The sequence below is a fragment of the Xylanibacter ruminicola 23 genome (assembly GCF_000025925.1).
In the GTDB taxonomy this organism is placed as follows: Bacteria; Bacteroidota; Bacteroidia; order Bacteroidales; family Bacteroidaceae; genus Prevotella; species Prevotella ruminicola.
In genome coordinates this window covers 2,869,917-2,889,008 of record NC_014033.1, presented here as the reverse complement: position 1 = coordinate 2,889,008, position 19,092 = coordinate 2,869,917, and the positions used below count along the sequence as shown (strand labels likewise).

Here is a 19,092-nt window from a genome sequence, read left to right as displayed (position 1 = left end):
ATCTTTTAATGTTTAATCTTTAATCTTTAATGTAAACCATGGGATTATTCGGAGGAGAAAGTAAGTTTGAGAGCAGCGTGAAGCTGGTTCCTTACTCGCAGCAGGCTGTTTACAACAATATCAGCGATCTGACCAATCTGGAGAAGGTACGCGACCGTGTGCCCGAGGATAAGGTACAGGGATTTAGTTTTGATGCCGACACCGTGAGCCTTAATGTGGCTCCTGTAGGCGAACTGAAACTGCGTATCTGCGATCGCGAAGAGCCTAAGTGCGTAAAGTTCGAAACGGTTCAGAGTCCCGTTCCCTTCAACGTATGGGTACAGGTGCTGCCTGTAGATGAGAACTCATCGAAAATGAAGGTAACGGTAAAGGCCGAATTGAACCCATTTATCAAAAGCATGGTAGAGAAACCTTTGCAGGAAGGCGTTGAGAAGATTGCCGAGGCCCTTGCAATGGTACACTACGAATAAATTGAAAATTGAGAATTAAGAGATGAAACTCTGGGAAAAGAATTTTGAAGTCAACAAGGAGATAGAGCGCTTTACCGTTGGTCGCGACCGCGAGATGGATCTCTATCTGGCTAAGTACGACGTGCTGGGCTCTATGGCCCACATCACCATGTTGGAAAGCATCGGACTGCTGGAGAAGGACGAACTGACCCAGCTGCTGGCCGAGCTGAAGAACATCTATCACCTGGCTGAGCGTGGTGAGTTTGTGATTGAAGACGATGTGGAGGATGTACACTCGCAGGTTGAGATGCTGCTGACACGTAAGTTGGGCGATATGGGTAAGAAGATTCACTCAGGTCGCTCGCGTAACGATCAGGTGCTGGTAGATCTGAAGTTGTTTACACGTCATGAGTTGATGGAGATTGCCGACGAGGTGAAAAGTCTTTTCGATGAGCTCATCCAGAAGAGTAATCAGTACAAGGATGTGCTGATGCCTGGCTATACCCATCTGCAGATTGCCATGCCATCAAGCTTTGGCTTGTGGTTTGGTGCTTATGCCGAGAGTTTGGCCGATGATATGCTGTTCCTGCAGGCTGCCTATAAGATGACCAACCGCAATCCCTTGGGTAGTGCTGCTGGCTATGGCAGTTCGTTCCCCTTGAACCGTACGATGACCACCAATCTGTTGGGCTTCGACTCGATGGATTATAATGTGGTATATGCCCAGATGGGACGCGGAAAGATGGAGCGTAACGTAGGTTTTGCCATCGCTACTATTGCAGGAACTATCGCTAAGATGGCGTTCGATGCCTGCTTGTTCAACTCGCAGAACTTCTCGTTCGTTAAGTTGCCCAAGGAGTGTACCACAGGTTCGAGCATCATGCCGCACAAGAAGAATCCTGATGTGTTTGAGCTGATCCGTGCCAAGTCGAACAAGCTGCAGTCGCTGCCCCAGCAGATTATGCTGATGATGAACAACCTGCCTGTAGGTTACTTCCGCGATCTGCAGATTATCAAGGAGGTGTTCCTGCCTGCCTTTGGCGAACTGAAGGACTGTCTGCAGATGTGCGCATACATTATTAATAAGATTGAGGTTAACGAGCATATTCTTGATAACCCCATGTACGATCCGATGTTCTCGGTTGAGGAGGTGAACCGCTTGGCTGCTAATGGCATGCCATTCCGCGATGCCTATAAAAAGGTCGGTCTTGATATCGAGGCAGGTCAGTTTAAGGCCAGTCATGATATCCACCACACCCACGAGGGTAGCATCGGCAATCTGTGCAACGACCAGATTCAGGCTTTGATGGAGCAGACGCTGAAGGGCTTTAACTTTGAGCGTATGACCGAGGCCGAAAAGAAACTGTTGGCATGAAACGCTGTCTGACACTCTTACTCTGCACCTTGCTGATGGCTTGTGTGGGCGATGAGAATATCTATCGCGAGTACGAGTGTAGGTTTGTGTTCGATCCTACGTTGCATCCCCTGCCTTGCCAGCTAACGGCTATGCTCTCAACCCCTGGGCAGTTTATGAAGATTGAGACGAGTGTGCAGCAAGGCGTGCGCCACCTGAAGACGACACGTAATTTTGATGGCGCCACCGAAGATATTCGTCTGAATACTGAGCGCGAATCGCGACAGACTTATGCGTTAGGCGCCAACAACTGCATTATTGTGGGGGTGAGCAGCTATGATAATATACTGGTGGCTTACGAGGGTCAGTGTGCCAACTGTTTGAAGGAACTGGGCGGACGAAATTATCCGCTGACATGGCAGAATAGCGGTCTGTATCTGCATTGTAGCAAATGCAACCGAACATACAATGTGAACAACGGTGTATTGGCCGAAGGTAACGCAGGAATAGCACTTTACAGGTATAAAGTGAGCTTAGATGGCGGTATTCTGAGGGTTTGGAATTAAAAAAAGATAAAAAGTTTGGTGATTCCAATAATTAAACTTACCTTTGCACCGCAAAAAAGGCGCCGCGATGGTGAAATGGTAGACACGAGGGACTTAAAATCCCTTGGCCATTAAACGGCTGTGCGGGTTCGAGTCCCGCTCGCGGCACACAACAATACTGAGACTTTATTTTATGCAAAAAAAAGAAATTCTATTACTGTCAGCAGCTACGCTGATGATGTTTACATCGTGTTCAAAACTTGGCGAATTATCAGCAGATAACTTCACCGTAACACCAAATCCACTCGAGACTCAAAAAGGTGCCGTTCCTGCAACTATCAACGGCCATTTCCCCGAGAAGTATATGAAAAAGAAGGCTGTAGTTACAGTCGTGCCCGAACTGCGCTATTCAAATGGTGTGGTTGAGAAGGGTACCACCGCCACTTTCCAGGGCGAGAGCGTGCGTGGTAACGACCAGACCATCAACTACAAGATGGGTGGTAACTACACCATGAAGACCAGCTTTGCTTACGCTGGCGACAACAAGGCTGAGATGTTCCTTACATTCGATGCCCGCATTGGTAACAAGAAGATGGAGGTGCCTGCCGTTAAGGTGGCCGATGGCGTTATCGCTACCTCTGAGCTCTACAAGCAGACTATCCTGACCACTCAGGCTGCTGTGGCTCCCGATGCTTATCAGCGTATCACCAAGAAGAAGTTGGATGCTAACATTAAGTTCCTCATCCAGCAGGCTAAGCTGCGCAAGAGCGAGCTCAAGAATAACTCGGTTAAGGAGTTTGTTCGTATGCTCAAGCAGATTAACAACGATCGCGAGAAGCTGAATCTCGACAACATCGAGGTATCGGCCTATGCTTCACCTGATGGTGGTTTCAGCATTAACGATAAGCTGGCTGGCGAGCGTCAGAAGGTTTCTGAGAAGTATGTAAACCAGGAGCTCAAGAAGATTAAGCTCGATGCTCCTGTTGATGCTAAGTACACCGCTCAGGACTGGGAGGGATTCCAGGAGTTGGTAAAGGCTAGCAACATCCAGGATAAGGAGGTTATCCTGCGCGTGCTCTCTATGTATAAGGATCCACAGGAGCGTGAGCAGCAGATCAAGAATATCTCAACTGCTTTCCGCGAGTTGGCTGATGGCGTTCTGCCTGAACTGCGTCGTGCCCGTCTCACTATCAACTACGAGACAATCGGACGTAGCGACGAGCAGATTCTGGAGCAGCTCCAGGACGATGCTACCAAGCTGAGCATCGAGGAGATTCTGTATGGTGCTACTCTGAAGACTAATGCCGATGAGAAGAAGCAGGTTTACATGACTGCCGCTAAGGTTTATCCTAACGACTATCGTGCTTACAACAACCTGGCTACCATCGAGTACCAGCAGGGTAACTACGAGGCTGCCAAGCAGTATCTGCAGAAGGCAACAAACGTTCCTGAGGCTAATGCAAACCTTGGACTTCTGGCTCTGAAGGATGGCGACGTAGCTACTGCTGAGCGTTATATCGCTGCTGCTACCGATGCTAACGGACTGGCTGAGATTATGGGTAACCTGAACCTGGCTAAGGGTAACTATGCTCAGGCTGAGGAGAACTTTGCAGAGGTTTACTCAAACAGCGCTGTGCTGGCTCAGATCCTGAACCACGATTACGTATCGGCTGCTGTTACTCTGAAGTACATCAAGAACCCTGATGCTGTGTCAGAGTATCTGAAGGCGCTGATGAGTGCCCGTATGGGTAACAATGCCGATGCTGCCGAGGCACTGAAGGAGGCTATCAAGAAGGATCCTGCTTTTGCTAAGTATGCAGCTAACGATATCGAACTGAAGAATATTGAGAAATAAATAATGAAACAGACGTGTCTCCTTGCTCTTGTAGCAGCATTCTTACTGTGTTCTTGTGGCGATGGCCAGAAGAAGTTTAAGATAGAGGGCAGTTTTAAGGGCTTCAATCAAGGAGAACTCTACGTCTATGGGCTTAATGGCGCCCAAAAACTGGATACCATCGGAGTGAGTAGGGGTGAGTTTACCTACAAGGCCGACATCACCGAACCTACTACACTCATCGTGGTGTTCCCTAACTTCTCTGAGATTCCTGTGTTTGCTGAGCCTGGCGTTACCATCACTATGGAAGGCGACGCTGTGCACCTGAAGGAAACCGAAGTTAAGGGCACCAATATCAACAAAGAAATGACGGCATTCCGCCTGAAGACCAGTGCGATGATGCCACCAGGTGTAAAAGGCACGGCCACGCAGTACATTTACGAGCGTCCTGAGTCGCCTATCTGCACCTATCTGCTTACCAAATATTTTGTAATGGTACCTAACCCCGACTATGATAATATTCAGAAGTTGGGTAATATGATTATGAAGGCCCAGCCCGATAATAAGGAGGTGGCTGCCCTCTTGAAGAAGTTAGGTGCCTTACGCGCCGTGAAACAGGGCGCACATCTGCCTTCGTTCTCGGCCAAAGGATTGAAAGGCGAGATAGTATCGTCGGCCGACTTGAATGCCAAGGTAAATGTAATCAGTCTCTGGGCCTCGTGGAACTACGAGAGTATGAGCATTCAGGGACTGTTGGCACGCCTACAGCGCGAAAACCCAGGCAAGCTGAAGGTAGTGAGCATCAGCGTGGATGGCAGCGTAAAGGACTGTCAGCAAATTGTGAATCGCGACTCCGTTAGATGGAGCACCGTTTGCGATGGGCGCATGTGGGAATCGCCAATCCTGCAACAGTTGGGTATGACTTATCTGCCTGACAACATTGTGATAGACGGTCAAGGAAAGATAGTAGGCCGTACGTTGGATTATCAAAAACTTAACGATAAAATCAAGGAATTAATCGAATAGCAATGCTTGTTAAAACCTATAGTGCAGCCGTTACCGCACTCGAAGCAACCACCATAACCATCGAGGTTAATCTGGCAAGAGGCACTTCGTTCCACTTGTCTGGCTTGGCCGACACCGCAGTAAAAGAGAGTTACGACCGTATTCGCGCAGCTATCGAGAATATTGGTTATAAATCCCCAACAGCCGATTTGACAATTAATATGAGTCCTGCCGATATCCGTAAAGAGGGTAGTGGCTACGATTTGCCATTGGCTATTGGTATATTGGCTGCCTACAGCAAGGTAGCAGAAGATGCACTGAAGGATTATATGATGGTAGGCGAGCTGGGCCTGGATGGCAAACTGAAACCCGTAAGCGGTGTGCTGTCGGTAGCCATCCGTGCACGCAAAGAGAAGTTTAAGGGCTTGATAGTTCCCAAGGAGAATGTGCGCGAAGCGGCTGTGGTAAACCAGCTTGAGGTGTACGGCATGGAGAATATCGCTGATGTGATTGCCTTTTTGAATGGTGCCGAGAATTGCGAACCTACCATTATTGATACACGTAAGGAGTTTTACGACCACCAGTACGCCTTTGATCTCGACTTTGCCGATGTGCGTGGTCAGGAAAGCGTAAAGCGTGCTTTGGAGGTGGCTGCTGCTGGTGGACATAATGTGATACTGATTGGTCCCCCAGGAAGCGGTAAGTCGATGATGGCTAAACGTTTGCCAAGTATCCTGCCCCCATTGTCGTTGGCCGAGAGTTTGGAAACTACTCAGATACACTCTGTAGCAGGCATCCTGCCCAGTGGAACCTCGTTGATTTCGCAGCGCCCTTTCCGCAGTCCGCACCACACTATTTCGCAGGTGGCCATGACGGGTGGTACGCAGAAAGCGCAGCCTGGTGAGGTGAGTCTGGCCCATAACGGGGTGCTCTTTTGTGATGAGCTACCTGAATTCTCGCGTGCTACGCTCGAGGTTCTACGCCAACCATTGGAGGATAGAAAGATTACCATCAGTCGTGCTAAATATACCATCGAGTACCCCTGCTCGTTTATGTTTGTGGCCTCGATGAATCCCTGCCCTTGTGGCTATTATGGCGACCCAACGCACCATTGTGTATGTACGCCAGGACAGATACAACGTTATATGAACCGCATTTCCGGTCCGCTTCTCGACAGAATGGACCTGCATATTGAAGTGCCGGTAGTTCCCTTCAACCAGCTGTCGCAGATGCAGCAGGGCGAGCCCAGCGAGGTGATTCGTGCCCGTGTGATTGCCGCCCGTAAGTGTCAGGAAGAGCGATTTAAGGCGTTCAAGGGTGTATATTGCAATGCGCAGATGTCGGAGCGCATGATTCACCAGTTCTGTGAGCCTGACGAGGCCAGTCTGAATATGCTCCGCATGGCTATGGAGCGCCTGCATCTGAGTGCGCGTGCCTACAACCGCATTCTGAAGGTGGCACGTACCATTGCCGATATCGAAGGTACAGAGCGCGTGCAGAGTCACCATATTGCTGAGGCTATCGGCTATCGCAATCTGGATCGTGGCGATTGGAGCGAACGATGAAATAGGTTTTTTATCATACAAGTATAGCTTATGGATACTAAGAATTACGAACAACTGCTTTTAGAGCATGGCATCAAGCCCACCGCCAACCGTATTACGGTGGTAAAGGCGCTCGAAGCTTCCATGCTGCCACAATCCATGGCCGAGCTGCAGAACCGAATCGATACAATCGATAAATCGGGCATTTTCCGTACGCTGCAGCTTTTCCGTGAGCACCATCTGGTGCATGTGATTGATGGCGCTGTGGATGGTCAGCGTTTTGAGCTCTGCCATAGTCATCACGACGATCACGATGATGATGTGCACCCCCACTTCTACTGTGAGCAGTGCCAGCAGACCTACTGTCTGGATGGCGTTATGATGCCTAAGGTAGAACTGCCCGAGGGCTTTGAGGCCCATACATCTAATTATATTATTAAAGGAACTTGTCCACATTGTAAGAAATGAAGATAGACGTTAGAAATCTCCGTGTGATAGCTTTCGACGCCGATGATACCTTGTGGGATTGTCAGAGTCATTTCGAGGAAGTAGAGAAACATCTCTACGACCTGATTGCGCCTTATTGCGACGACCCTGCCCACGAGTTGTTTGTTACCGAATCGGGAAATATGGCCGATTTGGGCTATGGCTGCAAGGCTTTCACTATTTCGATTATAGAAACAGCGCTCCGTGTTGGTGGCGCACATTTATCACATACCCAACTGGCTGAGTTGCTGGCGCACAGCAAGCAGCTGTTGCATCTGCCTGCCACACCGTTGCCTGAGGTAGAGGAAACATTGCAGCGTTTGCAGGCCTATCCCTATCGTCTTGTGGTGTTTACCAAAGGCGAGTTGCAGGATCAGGAGAATAAGCTGTATCGCAGCTATCTGGATAAGTATTTCTCACATGTAGAAATCACCAGCAATAAAACCGAAACAGAGTTCTCGCAGCTCTGTGAGCGTCTGGAGGTTCAGCCCTCACAGTTCCTTATGGTGGGTAACTCGCTGAAGAGCGACATCGCTCCTGCACTCAATATCGGTGCCTGGGCCATTCATATCCCCTTCCACGTTACCTGGCAGTTGGAGCACTCTGAGGATATCGTGCATCCACGACTGACAAAGATTACCCATTTCAACGAAATATTGAAGCTATTATGAACTATATTTTCGAAACCCGCATGGAGGTGCGCGATTACGAGTGCGATATCGAGGGCATCGTAAACAATGCCAACTATCTGCACTATGCTGAGCACACCCGTCACCTGTTTCTTCGCAGTCTGGGCGTTAGCTTTGCTGCGTTGCACGAGCAGGGTATCGATGCCGTTGTGGCTCGTATGAACTTGCAGTATAAGACGCCACTCCGATGCGACGATGAGTTTATCTCACGCCTCTCGCTCACCAAGGAGGGCATCAAGTACGTATTCCATCAGGCCATCTATCGTGCCAGCGATGAGAAGCTGTCGTGGAAAGGCGATATCGAGCTTGTATGCCTGGTAAACGGTCGCCTGGCCAATAGTCCTGAGTACGACGAGGCTTTCAAAGACTTTATTTAATGGTATGAGAAAGGTTTTACTGTCGTTGCTGCTTGGTATGCTTGCTGTGCCCCTTGTGGCACAGGAGTATCAGCTGGTTTTTGCCGATGAGTTTGATGGTAACGGGCGCCCTGATAGCACCATCTGGGGCTATGAGCAGGGATTTGTGCGTAACCACGAAGCTCAGTGGTATCAGGCAGATAATGCCTACCTGCACAATGGTATGCTGGTGATTGAGGCTCGCCAGGAAACTGGTCGTGAGGGTATTCCCTATACATCGGCCAGTTTAAATACCAAAGGTAAGTACAGTTTCCTGTACGGACGACTGGAGGTTTGCGCCCGCATCCCAACCGCTGGTGGTACCTGGCCTGCCATCTGGACGTTAGGCAACGACATGCCTTGGCCCTCGTGTGGCGAGATTGATTTGATGGAGTATTACCGTATCAATGGAGTGCCTCATATCTTAGCCAATGCCTGTTGGGGTAACGACCAGCCTTACAAGGCTGTGTGGAATAGCAAGAAAACACCGTTTACCCATTTTACAGAGAAAGACCCTGCATGGGCCCAGCATTTTCATATATGGCGTATGGACTGGGACGAAATGGCTATCCGACTTTATCTGGATGATGAGCTGCTGAACGAGATTCCTCTCAGTAGCACGCAGAACGGTAAGATTGGCCAATATACCAATCCCTTCAACCGTCCGCAGTATATCCTTCTGAACCTGGCCTTAGGTGGCGATAATGGTGGTACCATCGATAACGCTGCCTTCCCTATGCGTTACGAGATTGATTATGTACGTGTGTACCAGAAAAAATAATACGCACATGAGGATTGAAGATAAGATCACAGAGCAGGCTTCGCATTACGACCATCTGGAGCAGATGGAGGTAGGCGAGGTGCTGAGGAGCATCAACCAGGAGGATAGGTTGGTAGCCGAGGCTGTGGGACGCGTGCTGCCGCAGATAGAGACACTGGTGCTGGCCATCGAACCAAGAATGAAACGCGGTGGCCGACTGTTCTATGTGGGTGCGGGCACCAGCGGTCGTTTAGGCGTGCTTGATGCCAGCGAGCTGCCACCAACTTTTGGTGTACAGCCCGATTGGGTGATAGGCTTGATTGCTGGTGGCGACGAGGCCTTACGACGCGCTGTAGAGCGTGCCGAGGACGATAAGGAGCAGGGTTGGAACGACCTGATGCGCTATCAGCCTACCGCCGATGATACGGTGATAGGTATTGCAGCCTCTGGTACCACACCTTACGTGATTGGTGCCATCAAGGGAGCTCGTAAGCAGGGTTTGCTTACAGGTTGTATTACCAGCAATCCTCATACGCCTTTGGCTGCTGCCGCTGAGTATGCCATAGAGACGATTGTCGGCCCAGAGTTTGTAACTGGTTCCAGCCGTATGAAGAGCGGTACTGCCCAAAAGATGGTTCTGAATATGATTTCTACTGCCTTGATGATTCGCATGGGGCGTGTAGAGGGTAATCGTATGGTAAAGATGCAGCTTACTAACGAGAAATTGATAGACCGAGGCACCCGCATGATTGCCGACGAACTCGGTATCAGTTACGACGAAGCCCGTCAGAGATTATTAGCTGCAGGGAGCGTTGATGTTGTACTAAAACAAAAACTATGAATATAAAGATGTTTAAACTTAAGGCCATTAACAAGATGCTGACGCTGCTGGGTTTCAGTTCTGTGGCATTTGTGTTTACTGCTTGTTATGGTACAAAACCTTGTGACTATCGTGAGGAGATGGCAGATAGTCTAAGTGTAGCTTTCAGAAATGCTGAGAGCGATTCTATAGGAGTTAATCAGCAGCCTGCTGTAAGCGCTTCAGATGGCACAGCAGAAGTTCGCCGTTAGCATCGCGTAGGTGCATGCCGTTGCCCTGGCAATAGCGGAAGTATTTGCAGTCCTTGCACTCGCCATTGCGCATCCATTCGCGATTGCGATAGGGGGCATAGCGGTTCTCCCAAACCTCCATAAAGTCATCCTCGTAGATGTTGCCCTGATGATAGTCGGCACGTATGCTGGCACAAGCAGCTATCGAGCCATCGGCCATCACTGAGCCTACGGTAATGCCGGCCTGACAGCTAAAGAACCTGCTGCGGGCCTCGCCTTCGTAGTTGCCCAGAAATCCCTCGCAACCATAATCGGCACGGATGCGTCCTTCTTTTCTTGTTTCACGAATAAAATCAAACACCCCGCGAAACTGCTCGTTGGTTAGGCGCATATCAGGATCGAGAGCCGCACGACCTACTGGAAAAACAGTAAACAATCGCCAGCGCTGTACACCTTTTGAAATCAGGAATTCCTTAATGTCGTTCAGCTGCGTATAGTTACGACGGTTTACGCAGGTCACGATATCGAACACAAACCCTTTGGTGGCTACCAGCATATCGATGGCATTGCTCACCATCTGAAAGCTGTGTGTGTTGCCGCGCATCCAGTTGTGGTTATCCTCTAAGCCATCCAGACTGATGGCCATCGAATGGATACCGGCACGTTGCAGATTCTGCCAGCGCTGGGGTGTAAGATGCAGCGCATTGGTAACCATTCCCCAGGGGAATCCCTTGTCGTATATCGCACGGCCGCACTCCTCAATATCTTGACGCATCAGCGGTTCGCCACCCGATATGATGACAAACACCTTGTGAGGGTCAGTCTTTTTAGCGATTCCATCGAGAACACGCAGGAAATCCTCCTTAGGCATATCCCTACTGTCGGACTTCATCTTACAGTCGCTACCACAATGCCTGCATTTGAGGTCGCAACGTAGCGTACACTCCCAGAACAGTTGTTTCAGGGGATGTTCCTTGCGTACCATTTCTTCCTTCTGTCGCCAGAGTTCTAAAGCTAACTTTTTGCGAAGGGTAAGGGGAGTTGGCTTCATTATTTCTTCTTCAGTTTAATATCCTGTTTAATCGTAAAAGTGCCGTTGTTCCAAGTGCCTTCGCCATCTTTTACCTTCTGGGCGTTGTTGTAGTTAATGTCGATGGTATCGTTCTGGTAGGCACCATTGGTATCGCCATCCACATCCTCAACAATCAACTTGATTTCCGGACTTTGGGGGAAGTGGGTTGATGTCATATCGTAGTGGCCGTTGGCATCAGTCAGTACAGAGTCGATGGCAAACGTTATGGGCTTGCCCTCATAGTTTGTTACTTGTTTCACTGATGTCTTGATGCCTTCTACGGCCTTGCCGCCCTCGTCGGTAACAGTGCCCGATATCTTATACTCGGCCGAGGGAACGCCATACATGAGTATAGGCGGACCGTACATCTCCATCGAATTCTCTGATGAGCAACCATAGCCCAACAGCGACAGCAGGGCTGTGAGGATGGTGTTGTACCAGCGATTGAATCTTACTTTCATTGTTCGATTTTGTTTAAAGTGGATACAAAAGTATGAGTTTTTTCTTAAATAACTTGAACAAACGGCAAATCTTGCATCCAGAAGCGTAGAATTAACGATTTTTTGTATAATTTTGCAACCTGAAGTTTTAACGTATTTATACTAAGCAATGACTTATATAGGTGAATTGATATCGATTGGCGTAGCCTTTTCATGGACAGCTACGGCGCTTCTGAGTGAATTTGGTAGTAAACGATTGGGTAACCTTACGCTGAATGTGCTGCGTATGGGTTTGGCTTTGGTGTTTTCGTTGGTGCTGTTTCTTGTTGTAACAGGTAGCATGATGCCTCCAGGCGCATCGGTCGAGGCTGCTGGTTGGATGCTGCTGTCGGGTGTGGTTGGTTACGTGATAGGCGATTTCTGCCTGTTTCAGTGCTATATCATCATTGGTTCGCGCTACGGACAGTTGTTTATGACCTTAGCACCGCTCTCAGCCGCCCTGATGGCATGGATAACGTTGGGTCAGCAGATGAACGCTATGAGCATTCTGGCCATGCTGATTACACTGGGTGGTATCAGCATCTCAGTATTAGGTCGTGGCGAGCACCACAAGGTAGGACTGAAACTGCCTCTTAACGGTGTGCTGTTTGCCATTGGTGCTGCTATGTGTCAGGGTATTGGTTTGGTGCTGAGCAAGATTGGTATGGACCACTACGAGGCTTCGCTCACAGGCACACCCGAATGGCTGGTGCCCTTCAGCGCTAATTTCTATCGCTGTGTAGCGGGTATCATAGGCTTCTCGCTGTTATTGTACTTCCGCAAGGGTTTAGAGCCTCTACGCGAAGCTATGCACGATCGTAAGGGATTGGCTGTTGCTACAGCTACCACCGTGTTCGGTCCGTTTGTAGGTGTAGGCTTTTCGCTGATGGCTGTACAATACACAGCAGCTGGCATCGCCAGCACACTGATGGCGATGACACCTATTATTATATTGCTGCCGTCGTATTGGTTGTTTAAGCAGAAGATAACCTGGCGCGCCGTAGTGGGTGCGGTTATCTCGGTGGTAGGTGTTAGCCTGTTCTTCTTAGGTTAACCCTATTTAATGCGCCACACGTTGAGCACAATGCCCTTGAAATCGCTTGAGAACGAAGGTGCGCAAACAAACAGCGAATTGTTCAGCCAGCCGTATTTGCTGTCGGCAGGCGCCTCGAATTGGGGTGCTGCGCGGAAGTAGAAGCTGGGTTTTCCATCGGCATCCTTGCCGTTGGCAATGATACCACGGTTACGAACGTGGATGTAGATACCATCATCGGTCTTGATACAGTAGATAGCCTCCAGCTCTGTACGTCCTTCGGTATTCAGCTGGTAGTCGGCACCACCGTTCACAATGGTTCCCTTCAGACCCTTACCCTCAAAGGTACCACCTGTGATGGGGATAACGGTGCGGCGTCCGTGCTGTGTGTTGTCGATACCATAAGCTTCGCCAAGGGTTACCTTCAGTTGCAAAGCAAACTCTAACTGTGGAGCCTCGGGCTCCTGAATCTGTGCGCTGGCACTGATAGAAATGGCGGCCAGCAAAGCCATAAACAGTTTTCTCATTGTAGTATTTTTATAGTTGATATGTTCTGTATTTGGTGGTGAGCGTTAGAACTCACCAAAGTCGATGCTCAGCTGTCCATCGCCCAGCAGGTTGTAGCTTTTGCGATGATAGGGCGTAATGCCGTGCTGCTTGATGGCCTCGCGATGCTTCTTGGTGGGGTAGCCCTTGTTCGAGCGCCAGTCGTACTGAGGGTATTCCTCGGCCAACTGGTTCATATAGTCGTCGCGATAAGTCTTGGCCAGAATGCTGGCAGCTGCTATGGCGAGATATTTACCGTCACCCTTGACTATGGTAGTGTGGGGGAGTGTTTCGCCGTTAGCAGGCTCTTTATAGGGCTTAAAACGGTTGCCATCAACGATGATAGCCTCTGGACGTACCTTCAGTTGGTCGAGTGCGCGGTGCATCGCCAAGATAGAAGCATTCAGAATATTGATTTTATCTATCTCTTCAGGTGTAACAATGCCTACAGCCCACGCTACAGCGTCGCGCTCAATCATCTCTCGCAGCTGATAGCGCTTCTTCTCCGACAGTTGTTTGGAGTCGTTGAGCAACTCGTTCTGATAACCTTCTGGCAGTATGACAGCTGCAGCATACACACTACCTGCCAGACAACCACGCCCAGCCTCGTCGCAACCTGCCTCTATCTTACCTTTGTAATAATGACTTGCTAACATAATGATCTTTATTTTGGCTGCAAAGGTACTAATTCTCCTCGATAAAAGCAACAAAGATACAAAATAATTATGTTATACAGTTGTAACGCAAGCATATTAGTAAGTAGTTGATTATCAGGAAACCTATGCCGTCATCAGATAATAATACCTTATACAATTCATAAGTTATCAAAGTATTTGCCAGTAGTTATGTAATTTTGCAGCATAAAATCAAATTAAAACTAACATCCAAAATGAAACGAATACTATTATCAACACTTGTTGTCGCCTTTGCGATTGTAGCATCAGCAAGTAAGAAGAAGGGCCCTACAATGGGGTGGAGTTCATGGAATACTTTCGCAGTAAACATCTCTGAAGACATCATTAAAGGTCAAGCCGATGCGATGGTGAACCAAGGATTGAAGGCCGTTGGTTATCAATACATTAATATCGATGATGGATTCCAGTACGGTCGTACGCCAGAAGGTAAGGTATGCATACATCCTGAGCGATTTCCTAACGGGTTGAAAGTGGTGAGTGACTATATCCATTCGAAAGGACTCAAAGCTGGAATCTATAGTGATGCCGGCGACCTTACTTGTGGTAGTATCAGTAATGGTGATGTGAGGAATACAAATGTAGGTTTGTATGGTTATGAACAAGTGGATGCTGATTTCTACTTCAAGGAGTTGGAGTTCGATTTTATTAAGGTAGATTATTGTGGTGGTAATCATATGAGTCTTAATGAGCAAGAGCAATATACGCGTATCTCAAACGCCATTAAGAATACTGGTCGCGATGTTGTGTTTAACATTTGCCGTTGGCGCTATCCAGGCGATTGGTGCCACTATGCCGCAAACTCTTGGCGTACCACGGGTGATATCCACGAGAGTTGGCAGTCGGTAAAGGACTTGGTAAACGAGAACCTCTATATGTCGGCCTATTGCTATAATGATACCTATAATGATATGGACATGTTGGAGGTAGGACGCTCGCTGACAGCAGAAGAAGACAAAACTCATTTTGGCTTGTGGTGTATCATGGCAAGTCCGCTACTGATCGGTTGCAATATGGCTACTATTAATGAGCGTGCCTTGGAGTTGCTCAAGAACAAAGAGCTGATTGCCTTGAATCAGGATCTACTTCATTTGCAAGCCTATGTGATTCAGCATATTGGTGAAACTTATGTATTGGTTAAAGACTTGCTGAAACTGCATGGTAACACCCGCGCAGTAGCGCTCTACAACCCTTCAGATAAGCCTGTAGAGATGTGTGTTGATTTCAGCGAACTGGAGTTAGGTGGAAAGGTGTCTGTGCGCGACTTGTTCGAGCATAAGGATTTAGGTAAGATGCAGAACTCGCTTACAGTTCAGGTTCCAGCCCATGCCACACGTATCTATCGCCTGAAGGGCGAGAAGCGCCTTGAGCGCCGCGTTTATGAGGCTGAGACTGCTTTTCTGCACGATTATCAGCAGGTGGCTAATCATGAAGCCTTGGGTACAGCTATCTATCTACCAGGCGATGGTGCCAGCGGTCGTATGTTTGCAGGTTGGTTAGGTCACCGTCGCAGTAACTATTTGGAGTGGAGAGATGTGTATGTGAAGAAAGGCGGTAAATATGTGGTAAAGTTTCGTGCAGGTTCTCAGGAAAAACGTTCATTCAACGTGGAAGTGAATGGTGAGACAGTTGGTACTGTAAGTGTGAATACCAATGACTGGAATCATTTCCAGGAGTTTGAGCTTACCCTCAAACTAAAGGCTGGCTCAAACCGTATCCAACTGTATAATGCAGATGCCTGGATGCCGAATATCGACAATATGACTATATGTTCTAACAGCCTTTAGTGGGGCTGTTAGAACATTTGTGACACACGACGGATGCCCGCTATAAGGGTATCAATCTCTTCTTTTGTGTTATAAAGTGCGAACGAGGCACGAACGGTGCCTGAGATGCCCAAACGGTCCATCAATGGCTGTGCACAATGATGACCGGTACGAACAGCAATACCCAGACGGTCGAGTAGGGTACCCATATCCAGGTGGTGGATATCGCCAACGTTGAACGATACTACAGCATCCTTCTTCGATGCATCCATCGGACCGTAGATCTTCATGCCGTCGATGGTCATCAGCTGCTCCATGCAGTAACGGGTGAGTTCCTGCTCGTGCTGCTGGATGGCATCAAAGCCGATAGCATCGATATATTCGATGGCCTTAGACAGTCCGTGGGTAGCCACATAGTCGGGTGTGCCAGCCTCGAACTTGAATGGCAGGCGCTCAAAAGTGGTCTTCTCCCAAGTCACCTTGTCAATCATCTCGCCGCCACCCTGATAGGGAGGCAACTTCTCCAGCCACTCTTCCTTTCCATACAGCACACCGATGCCGGTTGGTCCGTACATCTTATGTCCGCTGAAAGCAAAGAAGTCGCAATCCATCGCCTGAACATCTACCTTGAAGTGTGGCGCACTCTGGGCACCATCTACCAGCACGGGGATGTTGTGGGCGTGGGCTATCTTGATTATCTGTTCAACAGGGTTAACGGTGCCCAGCACGTTGCTTACGTGGGCCACGCTAACTATCTTGGTCTTGGGAGTGATGAGCTGTTCCAGCTGGTCGATACACAAGATACCATCGTCGGTAATGGGGATGTGCTTTACCACAATGCCACGCTTCATGGCCTGTAACTGCCACGATACGATGTTTGAGTGGTGCTCCATCTCGGTTACAATCACCTCGTCGCCGGCCTGCATCTGACTTTCGCAGAACGAGCTGGCCACCAGGTTAATGGCCTCGGTAGTACCACGCGTAAAAATAATCTCCTCTATCTTGCGGGCGTTGATGAATCCACGAACTGCCTCGCGAGCCGCCTCGTGCAGGTCGGTAGCCTGCTGCGACAGGTAGTGTACACCACGATGCACGTTGGCATTCACGTTGAGATACTCGTCGCGCATAGCGTCGAGCACCATCAGTGGCTTCTGTGTGGTAGCCGCGTTGTCCAGATAAACCAGCGGCTTTTTATATACCTCGCGACCCAGGATAGGGAAATCTTCGCGTACTTTATTTAGATTAAACATTAAACATGAAAGATTAAACATTAATACCCTTTACTTGCAGAGTTTGCAGCCTGAGCATTTGTTCAGCTCGCCACGGAATCGCTTCTCTACCAGGTAGTGCAGGCGATCGCGCAGTGGCTCTAACTGCATGTGGTCGATAACCTCGTTGATAAAGGCGTTCTGCAGCAGTACCTTAGCCTCCTGTAATGAAATGCCTCGCTGGCGCATGTAGAACAGGGCGGCATCGTTCAGCTGTCCAACGGTCGAACCGTGGGCACACTTCACGTCGTCGGCATAGATCTCCAGCATGGGCTGGGTGTACATGCGTGCCTCTTTGGTGGCAGTGAGGTTCTGATTAGTCATCTGCGAGGTGGTTTTCTGAGCACCATGCTCAACCAGCACACGACCGGCAAAAGCACCAGTAGCCTTCTCGTCGAGTACATATTTGTACAGCTCCTGCGAGTTGCAGTGAGGCACCTTGTGAACTATCAGCGTGTTGTTATCTACGTGCTGCTGCTTGTCGGCAATCACACATCCGTAGCATTGGCACTCGGCACCCTCGCCACTGAAGGTCAGGTCAAGCTTGTTACGGGTAATACCGTTGTGCAGGGTGATGACGTTGTGGTTTACACGACTGTTGGCCTGCTGGTCGATATACACGTTGCTTACGCGTACATTCTTATGATGCGTCTCCTCCATGCAATAGAGGTCTAACGATGCATTCTCGCCTACGTAAGCCTCGATAACCTGTGTGGCCAGGAAGTTACGGTCGTCGGCAGCATGATCGCAGAACAGCATTTTAATTTCGGCACTCTCTTCGAGTACAATCAGCACGCGACGGTTCACCATCAGGTCGGTCACTACATGCTGCGCGTTCTGTGGGGTGGCCTTCAGGATGTTAATCACCTGAATGGCGCGATCCACCTTCACGTTCTTGGGCACGTAAACCAGCAGTCCGTCCTGTGCCAGCATGGTGTTGAGTGCTGTAACGGCATCCTCACCAGTCTTAGCCAGCTTGGTGTAGTACTTGCTCACCAGCTCAGGGTAATCGCGCATAGAGCCGATCACAACGCCTTCAGGTAAGTGACCCTTCTGCTTGTCGTCGTGGTAGAACATATCGTTTACCACAAAGTACAGGCTTGTGCTCAGGTTGGGCACGTCGCAATGGAAAGCCTCGTAGGGATCCACAGGTATCTGCAGGCGATTCAGGTTCACACCGTAGTCGGGCTCAAACAGCTTCTGCATATCGGTGTACTTGTATCGCTCTACCTTCTTTGTTGGGAAGCCCTGCTTGCGGAAGTCCTCAAAGGCCTGATCGCGCACCACGTTCATCGACTCTGGGGCATGCTTGATAATCATCTCGCGTGCCTGCTGATAGAGGTCAATATATTGTTGTTCGCTATTCATTATTCCTCGCCTATTTCTTCCTTAATCCAATCGTAGCCGTGCTCCTGAATCTGTACAGCCAGCTCTGGACCGCCAGTCTTCACGATTCTACCCTTGTACAGCACGTGTACAAACTGGGGCTTAATCATTTCGAGCAGACGGTCGTAGTGGGTGATGACGATGCACGAAGTCTCAGGTGTCTGCAGTTTGTTAACACCCTCGGCTACAATACGCATAGCATCTACGTCAAGACCAGAGTCGGTCTCGTCGAGGATGCTCAGTTTGGGCTCCAGCATAGCCATCTGGAAAATCTCGTTGCGCTTCTTCTCACCACCGCTGAAACCCTCGTTAACCGAGCGGTTAGCCAGCTTCGAGTCGAGCTCAACAATCTTACGTTTCTCGCGCTGCAGTTTCAGGAATTCGGCAGCGTTCATGGGCTCCAGTCCCTGATACTTGCGCTTCTCGTTGATGGCAGCCTTCATAAAGTTGGTCATCGATACACCTGGAATCTCAACGGGATACTGGAACGAGAGGAACAAACCCTCGTGGGCACGGTCCTCAGGCTTCATCTCCAGCAGGTTCTTACCGTTGAAGAAAGCCTCGCCCTCGGTCACCTCGTAAAGTGGGTTACCCACCAGTACGGCGCTCAGGGTAGATTTTCCTGAACCGTTAGGGCCCATGATGGCATGTGTCTCGCCATCGTTAATCACGAGGTCGATGCCTTTTAATATCTCTTTATCGCCAATCTTGGCGTGTAAGTTCTTAACCTCTAACATTA

The 19,092-nt window shown here is 49.2% G+C and carries 21 protein-coding genes and 1 tRNA gene; 15 read left to right on the top strand and 7 right to left on the bottom strand.

The window, feature by feature from the left end; translation table 11 throughout:
• Nucleotides 1-38: 38 nt before the first annotated feature.
• The 13 genes from PRU_RS12320 to PRU_RS15900 all read left to right on the top strand — a co-directional run bounded on the left by PRU_RS12320 (nt 39) and on the right by PRU_RS15900 (nt 10,132).
• Nucleotides 39-470, top strand: coding sequence for an SRPBCC family protein (locus tag PRU_RS12320; protein WP_041386218.1), 432 nt, complete (start codon nt 39-41; stop codon nt 468-470).
• Nucleotides 471-492: 22 nt separating this feature from the next.
• On the top strand, nt 493-1,824 hold the full coding sequence (argH, locus tag PRU_RS12315) for an argininosuccinate lyase (protein WP_013065001.1): 1,332 nt from the start codon (nt 493-495) through the stop codon (nt 1,822-1,824).
• The gene (locus PRU_RS15445) at nt 1,821-2,369 is read left to right on the top strand and encodes a hypothetical protein (protein WP_013063079.1); all 549 of its coding nucleotides are present in this window, start codon (nt 1,821-1,823) and stop codon (nt 2,367-2,369) included. Before argH ends, PRU_RS15445 begins: the two co-directional genes overlap by 4 nt.
• A gap of 61 nt (nt 2,370-2,430) precedes the next feature.
• Nucleotides 2,431-2,516 (top strand) — tRNA-Leu (locus PRU_RS12305).
• A 25-nt stretch (nt 2,517-2,541) separates the two neighbouring features.
• Nucleotides 2,542-4,203, top strand: coding sequence for a tetratricopeptide repeat protein (locus tag PRU_RS12300; protein WP_013065241.1), 1,662 nt, complete (start codon nt 2,542-2,544; stop codon nt 4,201-4,203).
• A 3-nt stretch (nt 4,204-4,206) separates the two neighbouring features.
• Nucleotides 4,207-5,208: a TlpA disulfide reductase family protein gene (locus tag PRU_RS12295; protein WP_013064023.1), complete on the top strand. Its 1,002-nt coding sequence runs from the start codon at nt 4,207-4,209 to the stop codon at nt 5,206-5,208.
• A 2-nt stretch (nt 5,209-5,210) separates the two neighbouring features.
• Nucleotides 5,211-6,752 carry a YifB family Mg chelatase-like AAA ATPase gene (locus PRU_RS12290; protein ID WP_013064866.1) on the top strand — a complete coding sequence of 514 codons (1,542 nt, stop codon included), beginning with the start codon at nt 5,211-5,213 and terminating at the stop codon, nt 6,750-6,752.
• Between the two features lie 30 nt (nt 6,753-6,782).
• The gene (locus tag PRU_RS12285) at nt 6,783-7,199 is read left to right on the top strand and encodes a Fur family transcriptional regulator (RefSeq protein ID WP_013064318.1); all 417 of its coding nucleotides are present in this window, start codon (nt 6,783-6,785) and stop codon (nt 7,197-7,199) included.
• A complete protein-coding gene (locus tag PRU_RS12280) occupies nt 7,196-7,888 on the top strand; it encodes an HAD family hydrolase (RefSeq protein WP_013064195.1) in 693 nt (230 codons plus the stop codon). Before PRU_RS12285 ends, PRU_RS12280 begins: the two co-directional genes overlap by 4 nt.
• Nucleotides 7,882-8,283, top strand: coding sequence for an acyl-CoA thioesterase (locus PRU_RS12275; RefSeq protein WP_091860938.1), 402 nt, complete (start codon nt 7,882-7,884; stop codon nt 8,281-8,283). Before PRU_RS12280 ends, PRU_RS12275 begins: the two co-directional genes overlap by 7 nt.
• 4 nt (nt 8,284-8,287) lie before the next feature.
• Nucleotides 8,288-9,082: a glycoside hydrolase family 16 protein gene (locus tag PRU_RS12270; protein WP_013063294.1), complete on the top strand. Its 795-nt coding sequence runs from the start codon at nt 8,288-8,290 to the stop codon at nt 9,080-9,082.
• Between the two features lie 7 nt (nt 9,083-9,089).
• Complete coding sequence (gene murQ, locus PRU_RS12265) at nt 9,090-9,902, top strand: N-acetylmuramic acid 6-phosphate etherase (protein ID WP_013064770.1); 813 nt, start codon at nt 9,090-9,092, stop codon at nt 9,900-9,902.
• A complete protein-coding gene (locus tag PRU_RS15900) occupies nt 9,899-10,132 on the top strand; it encodes a hypothetical protein (RefSeq protein WP_074683907.1) in 234 nt (77 codons plus the stop codon). Before murQ ends, PRU_RS15900 begins: the two co-directional genes overlap by 4 nt.
• Here PRU_RS15900 and PRU_RS12260 read toward each other — a convergent pair.
• The gene (locus tag PRU_RS12260) at nt 10,077-11,162 is read right to left on the bottom strand and encodes a TIGR04133 family radical SAM/SPASM protein (RefSeq protein ID WP_013063320.1); all 1,086 of its coding nucleotides are present in this window, start codon (nt 11,160-11,162) and stop codon (nt 10,077-10,079) included. The genes PRU_RS15900 and PRU_RS12260 overlap by 56 nt on opposite strands.
• Nucleotides 11,162-11,644 (bottom strand): radical SAM-associated putative lipoprotein, encoded by a 483-nt coding sequence (locus PRU_RS12255; protein WP_013065127.1) that lies wholly within the window; start codon nt 11,642-11,644, stop codon nt 11,162-11,164. Before PRU_RS12255 ends, PRU_RS12260 begins: the two co-directional genes overlap by 1 nt.
• A 148-nt stretch (nt 11,645-11,792) precedes the next feature.
• Here PRU_RS12255 and PRU_RS12250 point away from each other — a divergent pair, with 148 nt between their 5' ends.
• A complete protein-coding gene (locus PRU_RS12250; RefSeq protein ID WP_041386217.1) occupies nt 11,793-12,716 on the top strand; it encodes a DMT family transporter in 924 nt (307 codons plus the stop codon).
• A 2-nt stretch (nt 12,717-12,718) separates the two neighbouring features.
• Here the strand turns inward: PRU_RS12250 and PRU_RS12245 are convergent, their stop codons facing one another.
• Both PRU_RS12245 and PRU_RS12240 read right to left on the bottom strand, forming a co-directional pair.
• A complete protein-coding gene (locus PRU_RS12245) occupies nt 12,719-13,222 on the bottom strand; it encodes a DUF3237 domain-containing protein (RefSeq protein WP_041386216.1) in 504 nt (167 codons plus the stop codon).
• A gap of 45 nt (nt 13,223-13,267) precedes the next feature.
• Nucleotides 13,268-13,897 (bottom strand): ribonuclease HII, encoded by a 630-nt coding sequence (locus PRU_RS12240; protein ID WP_013065298.1) that lies wholly within the window; start codon nt 13,895-13,897, stop codon nt 13,268-13,270.
• A gap of 233 nt (nt 13,898-14,130) precedes the next feature.
• On the opposite strand from PRU_RS12240, the gene PRU_RS12235 reads away from it, so the two are divergent.
• The gene (locus tag PRU_RS12235; RefSeq protein ID WP_041386215.1) at nt 14,131-15,720 is read left to right on the top strand and encodes an alpha-galactosidase D; all 1,590 of its coding nucleotides are present in this window, start codon (nt 14,131-14,133) and stop codon (nt 15,718-15,720) included.
• Between the two features lie 8 nt (nt 15,721-15,728).
• Here the strand turns inward: PRU_RS12235 and PRU_RS12230 are convergent, their stop codons facing one another.
• Genes PRU_RS12230 through sufC form a run of 3 tightly spaced genes read right to left on the bottom strand, consistent with a single transcriptional unit; the run spans nt 15,729 to nt 19,090 of the window.
• A complete protein-coding gene (locus PRU_RS12230) occupies nt 15,729-16,949 on the bottom strand; it encodes an aminotransferase class V-fold PLP-dependent enzyme (RefSeq protein ID WP_041386213.1) in 1,221 nt (406 codons plus the stop codon).
• A gap of 30 nt (nt 16,950-16,979) precedes the next feature.
• Entirely contained in the window at nt 16,980-18,335 is a 1,356-nt protein-coding gene (gene sufD / locus PRU_RS12225; RefSeq protein ID WP_013063420.1) for a Fe-S cluster assembly protein SufD, read from the bottom strand.
• On the bottom strand, nt 18,335-19,090 hold the full coding sequence (gene sufC, locus PRU_RS12220) for a Fe-S cluster assembly ATPase SufC (RefSeq protein WP_013064590.1): 756 nt from the start codon (nt 19,088-19,090) through the stop codon (nt 18,335-18,337). Before sufC ends, sufD begins: the two co-directional genes overlap by 1 nt.
• Nucleotides 19,091-19,092: the final 2 nt, after the last annotated feature.

Coding starts and splice junctions, on each gene's coding strand:
- sufC (WP_013064590.1), bottom strand. CDS start 19,090: ATGTTAGAGGTTAAGAACTTACACGCCAAGATTGGCGATAAAGAGATA.
- PRU_RS15445 (WP_013063079.1), top strand. CDS start 1,821: ATGAAACGCTGTCTGACACTCTTACTCTGCACCTTGCTGATGGCTTGT.
- PRU_RS12320 (WP_041386218.1), top strand. CDS start 39: ATGGGATTATTCGGAGGAGAAAGTAAGTTTGAGAGCAGCGTGAAGCTG.
- murQ (WP_013064770.1), top strand. CDS start 9,090: ATGAGGATTGAAGATAAGATCACAGAGCAGGCTTCGCATTACGACCAT.
- PRU_RS12285 (WP_013064318.1), top strand. CDS start 6,783: ATGGATACTAAGAATTACGAACAACTGCTTTTAGAGCATGGCATCAAG.
- PRU_RS12270 (WP_013063294.1), top strand. CDS start 8,288: ATGAGAAAGGTTTTACTGTCGTTGCTGCTTGGTATGCTTGCTGTGCCC.
- PRU_RS12300 (WP_013065241.1), top strand. CDS start 2,542: ATGCAAAAAAAAGAAATTCTATTACTGTCAGCAGCTACGCTGATGATG.
- PRU_RS12240 (WP_013065298.1), bottom strand. CDS start 13,897: ATGTTAGCAAGTCATTATTACAAAGGTAAGATAGAGGCAGGTTGCGAC.
- PRU_RS12230 (WP_041386213.1), bottom strand. CDS start 16,949: ATGTTTAATCTAAATAAAGTACGCGAAGATTTCCCTATCCTGGGTCGC.
- PRU_RS12260 (WP_013063320.1), bottom strand. CDS start 11,162: ATGAAGCCAACTCCCCTTACCCTTCGCAAAAAGTTAGCTTTAGAACTC.
- PRU_RS12255 (WP_013065127.1), bottom strand. CDS start 11,644: ATGAAAGTAAGATTCAATCGCTGGTACAACACCATCCTCACAGCCCTG.
- PRU_RS12290 (WP_013064866.1), top strand. CDS start 5,211: ATGCTTGTTAAAACCTATAGTGCAGCCGTTACCGCACTCGAAGCAACC.
- PRU_RS12250 (WP_041386217.1), top strand. CDS start 11,793: ATGACTTATATAGGTGAATTGATATCGATTGGCGTAGCCTTTTCATGG.
- PRU_RS12280 (WP_013064195.1), top strand. CDS start 7,196: ATGAAGATAGACGTTAGAAATCTCCGTGTGATAGCTTTCGACGCCGAT.
- PRU_RS12295 (WP_013064023.1), top strand. CDS start 4,207: ATGAAACAGACGTGTCTCCTTGCTCTTGTAGCAGCATTCTTACTGTGT.
- PRU_RS12245 (WP_041386216.1), bottom strand. CDS start 13,222: ATGAGAAAACTGTTTATGGCTTTGCTGGCCGCCATTTCTATCAGTGCC.
- argH (WP_013065001.1), top strand. CDS start 493: ATGAAACTCTGGGAAAAGAATTTTGAAGTCAACAAGGAGATAGAGCGC.
- PRU_RS15900 (WP_074683907.1), top strand. CDS start 9,899: ATGAATATAAAGATGTTTAAACTTAAGGCCATTAACAAGATGCTGACG.
- PRU_RS12235 (WP_041386215.1), top strand. CDS start 14,131: ATGAAACGAATACTATTATCAACACTTGTTGTCGCCTTTGCGATTGTA.
- sufD (WP_013063420.1), bottom strand. CDS start 18,335: ATGAATAGCGAACAACAATATATTGACCTCTATCAGCAGGCACGCGAG.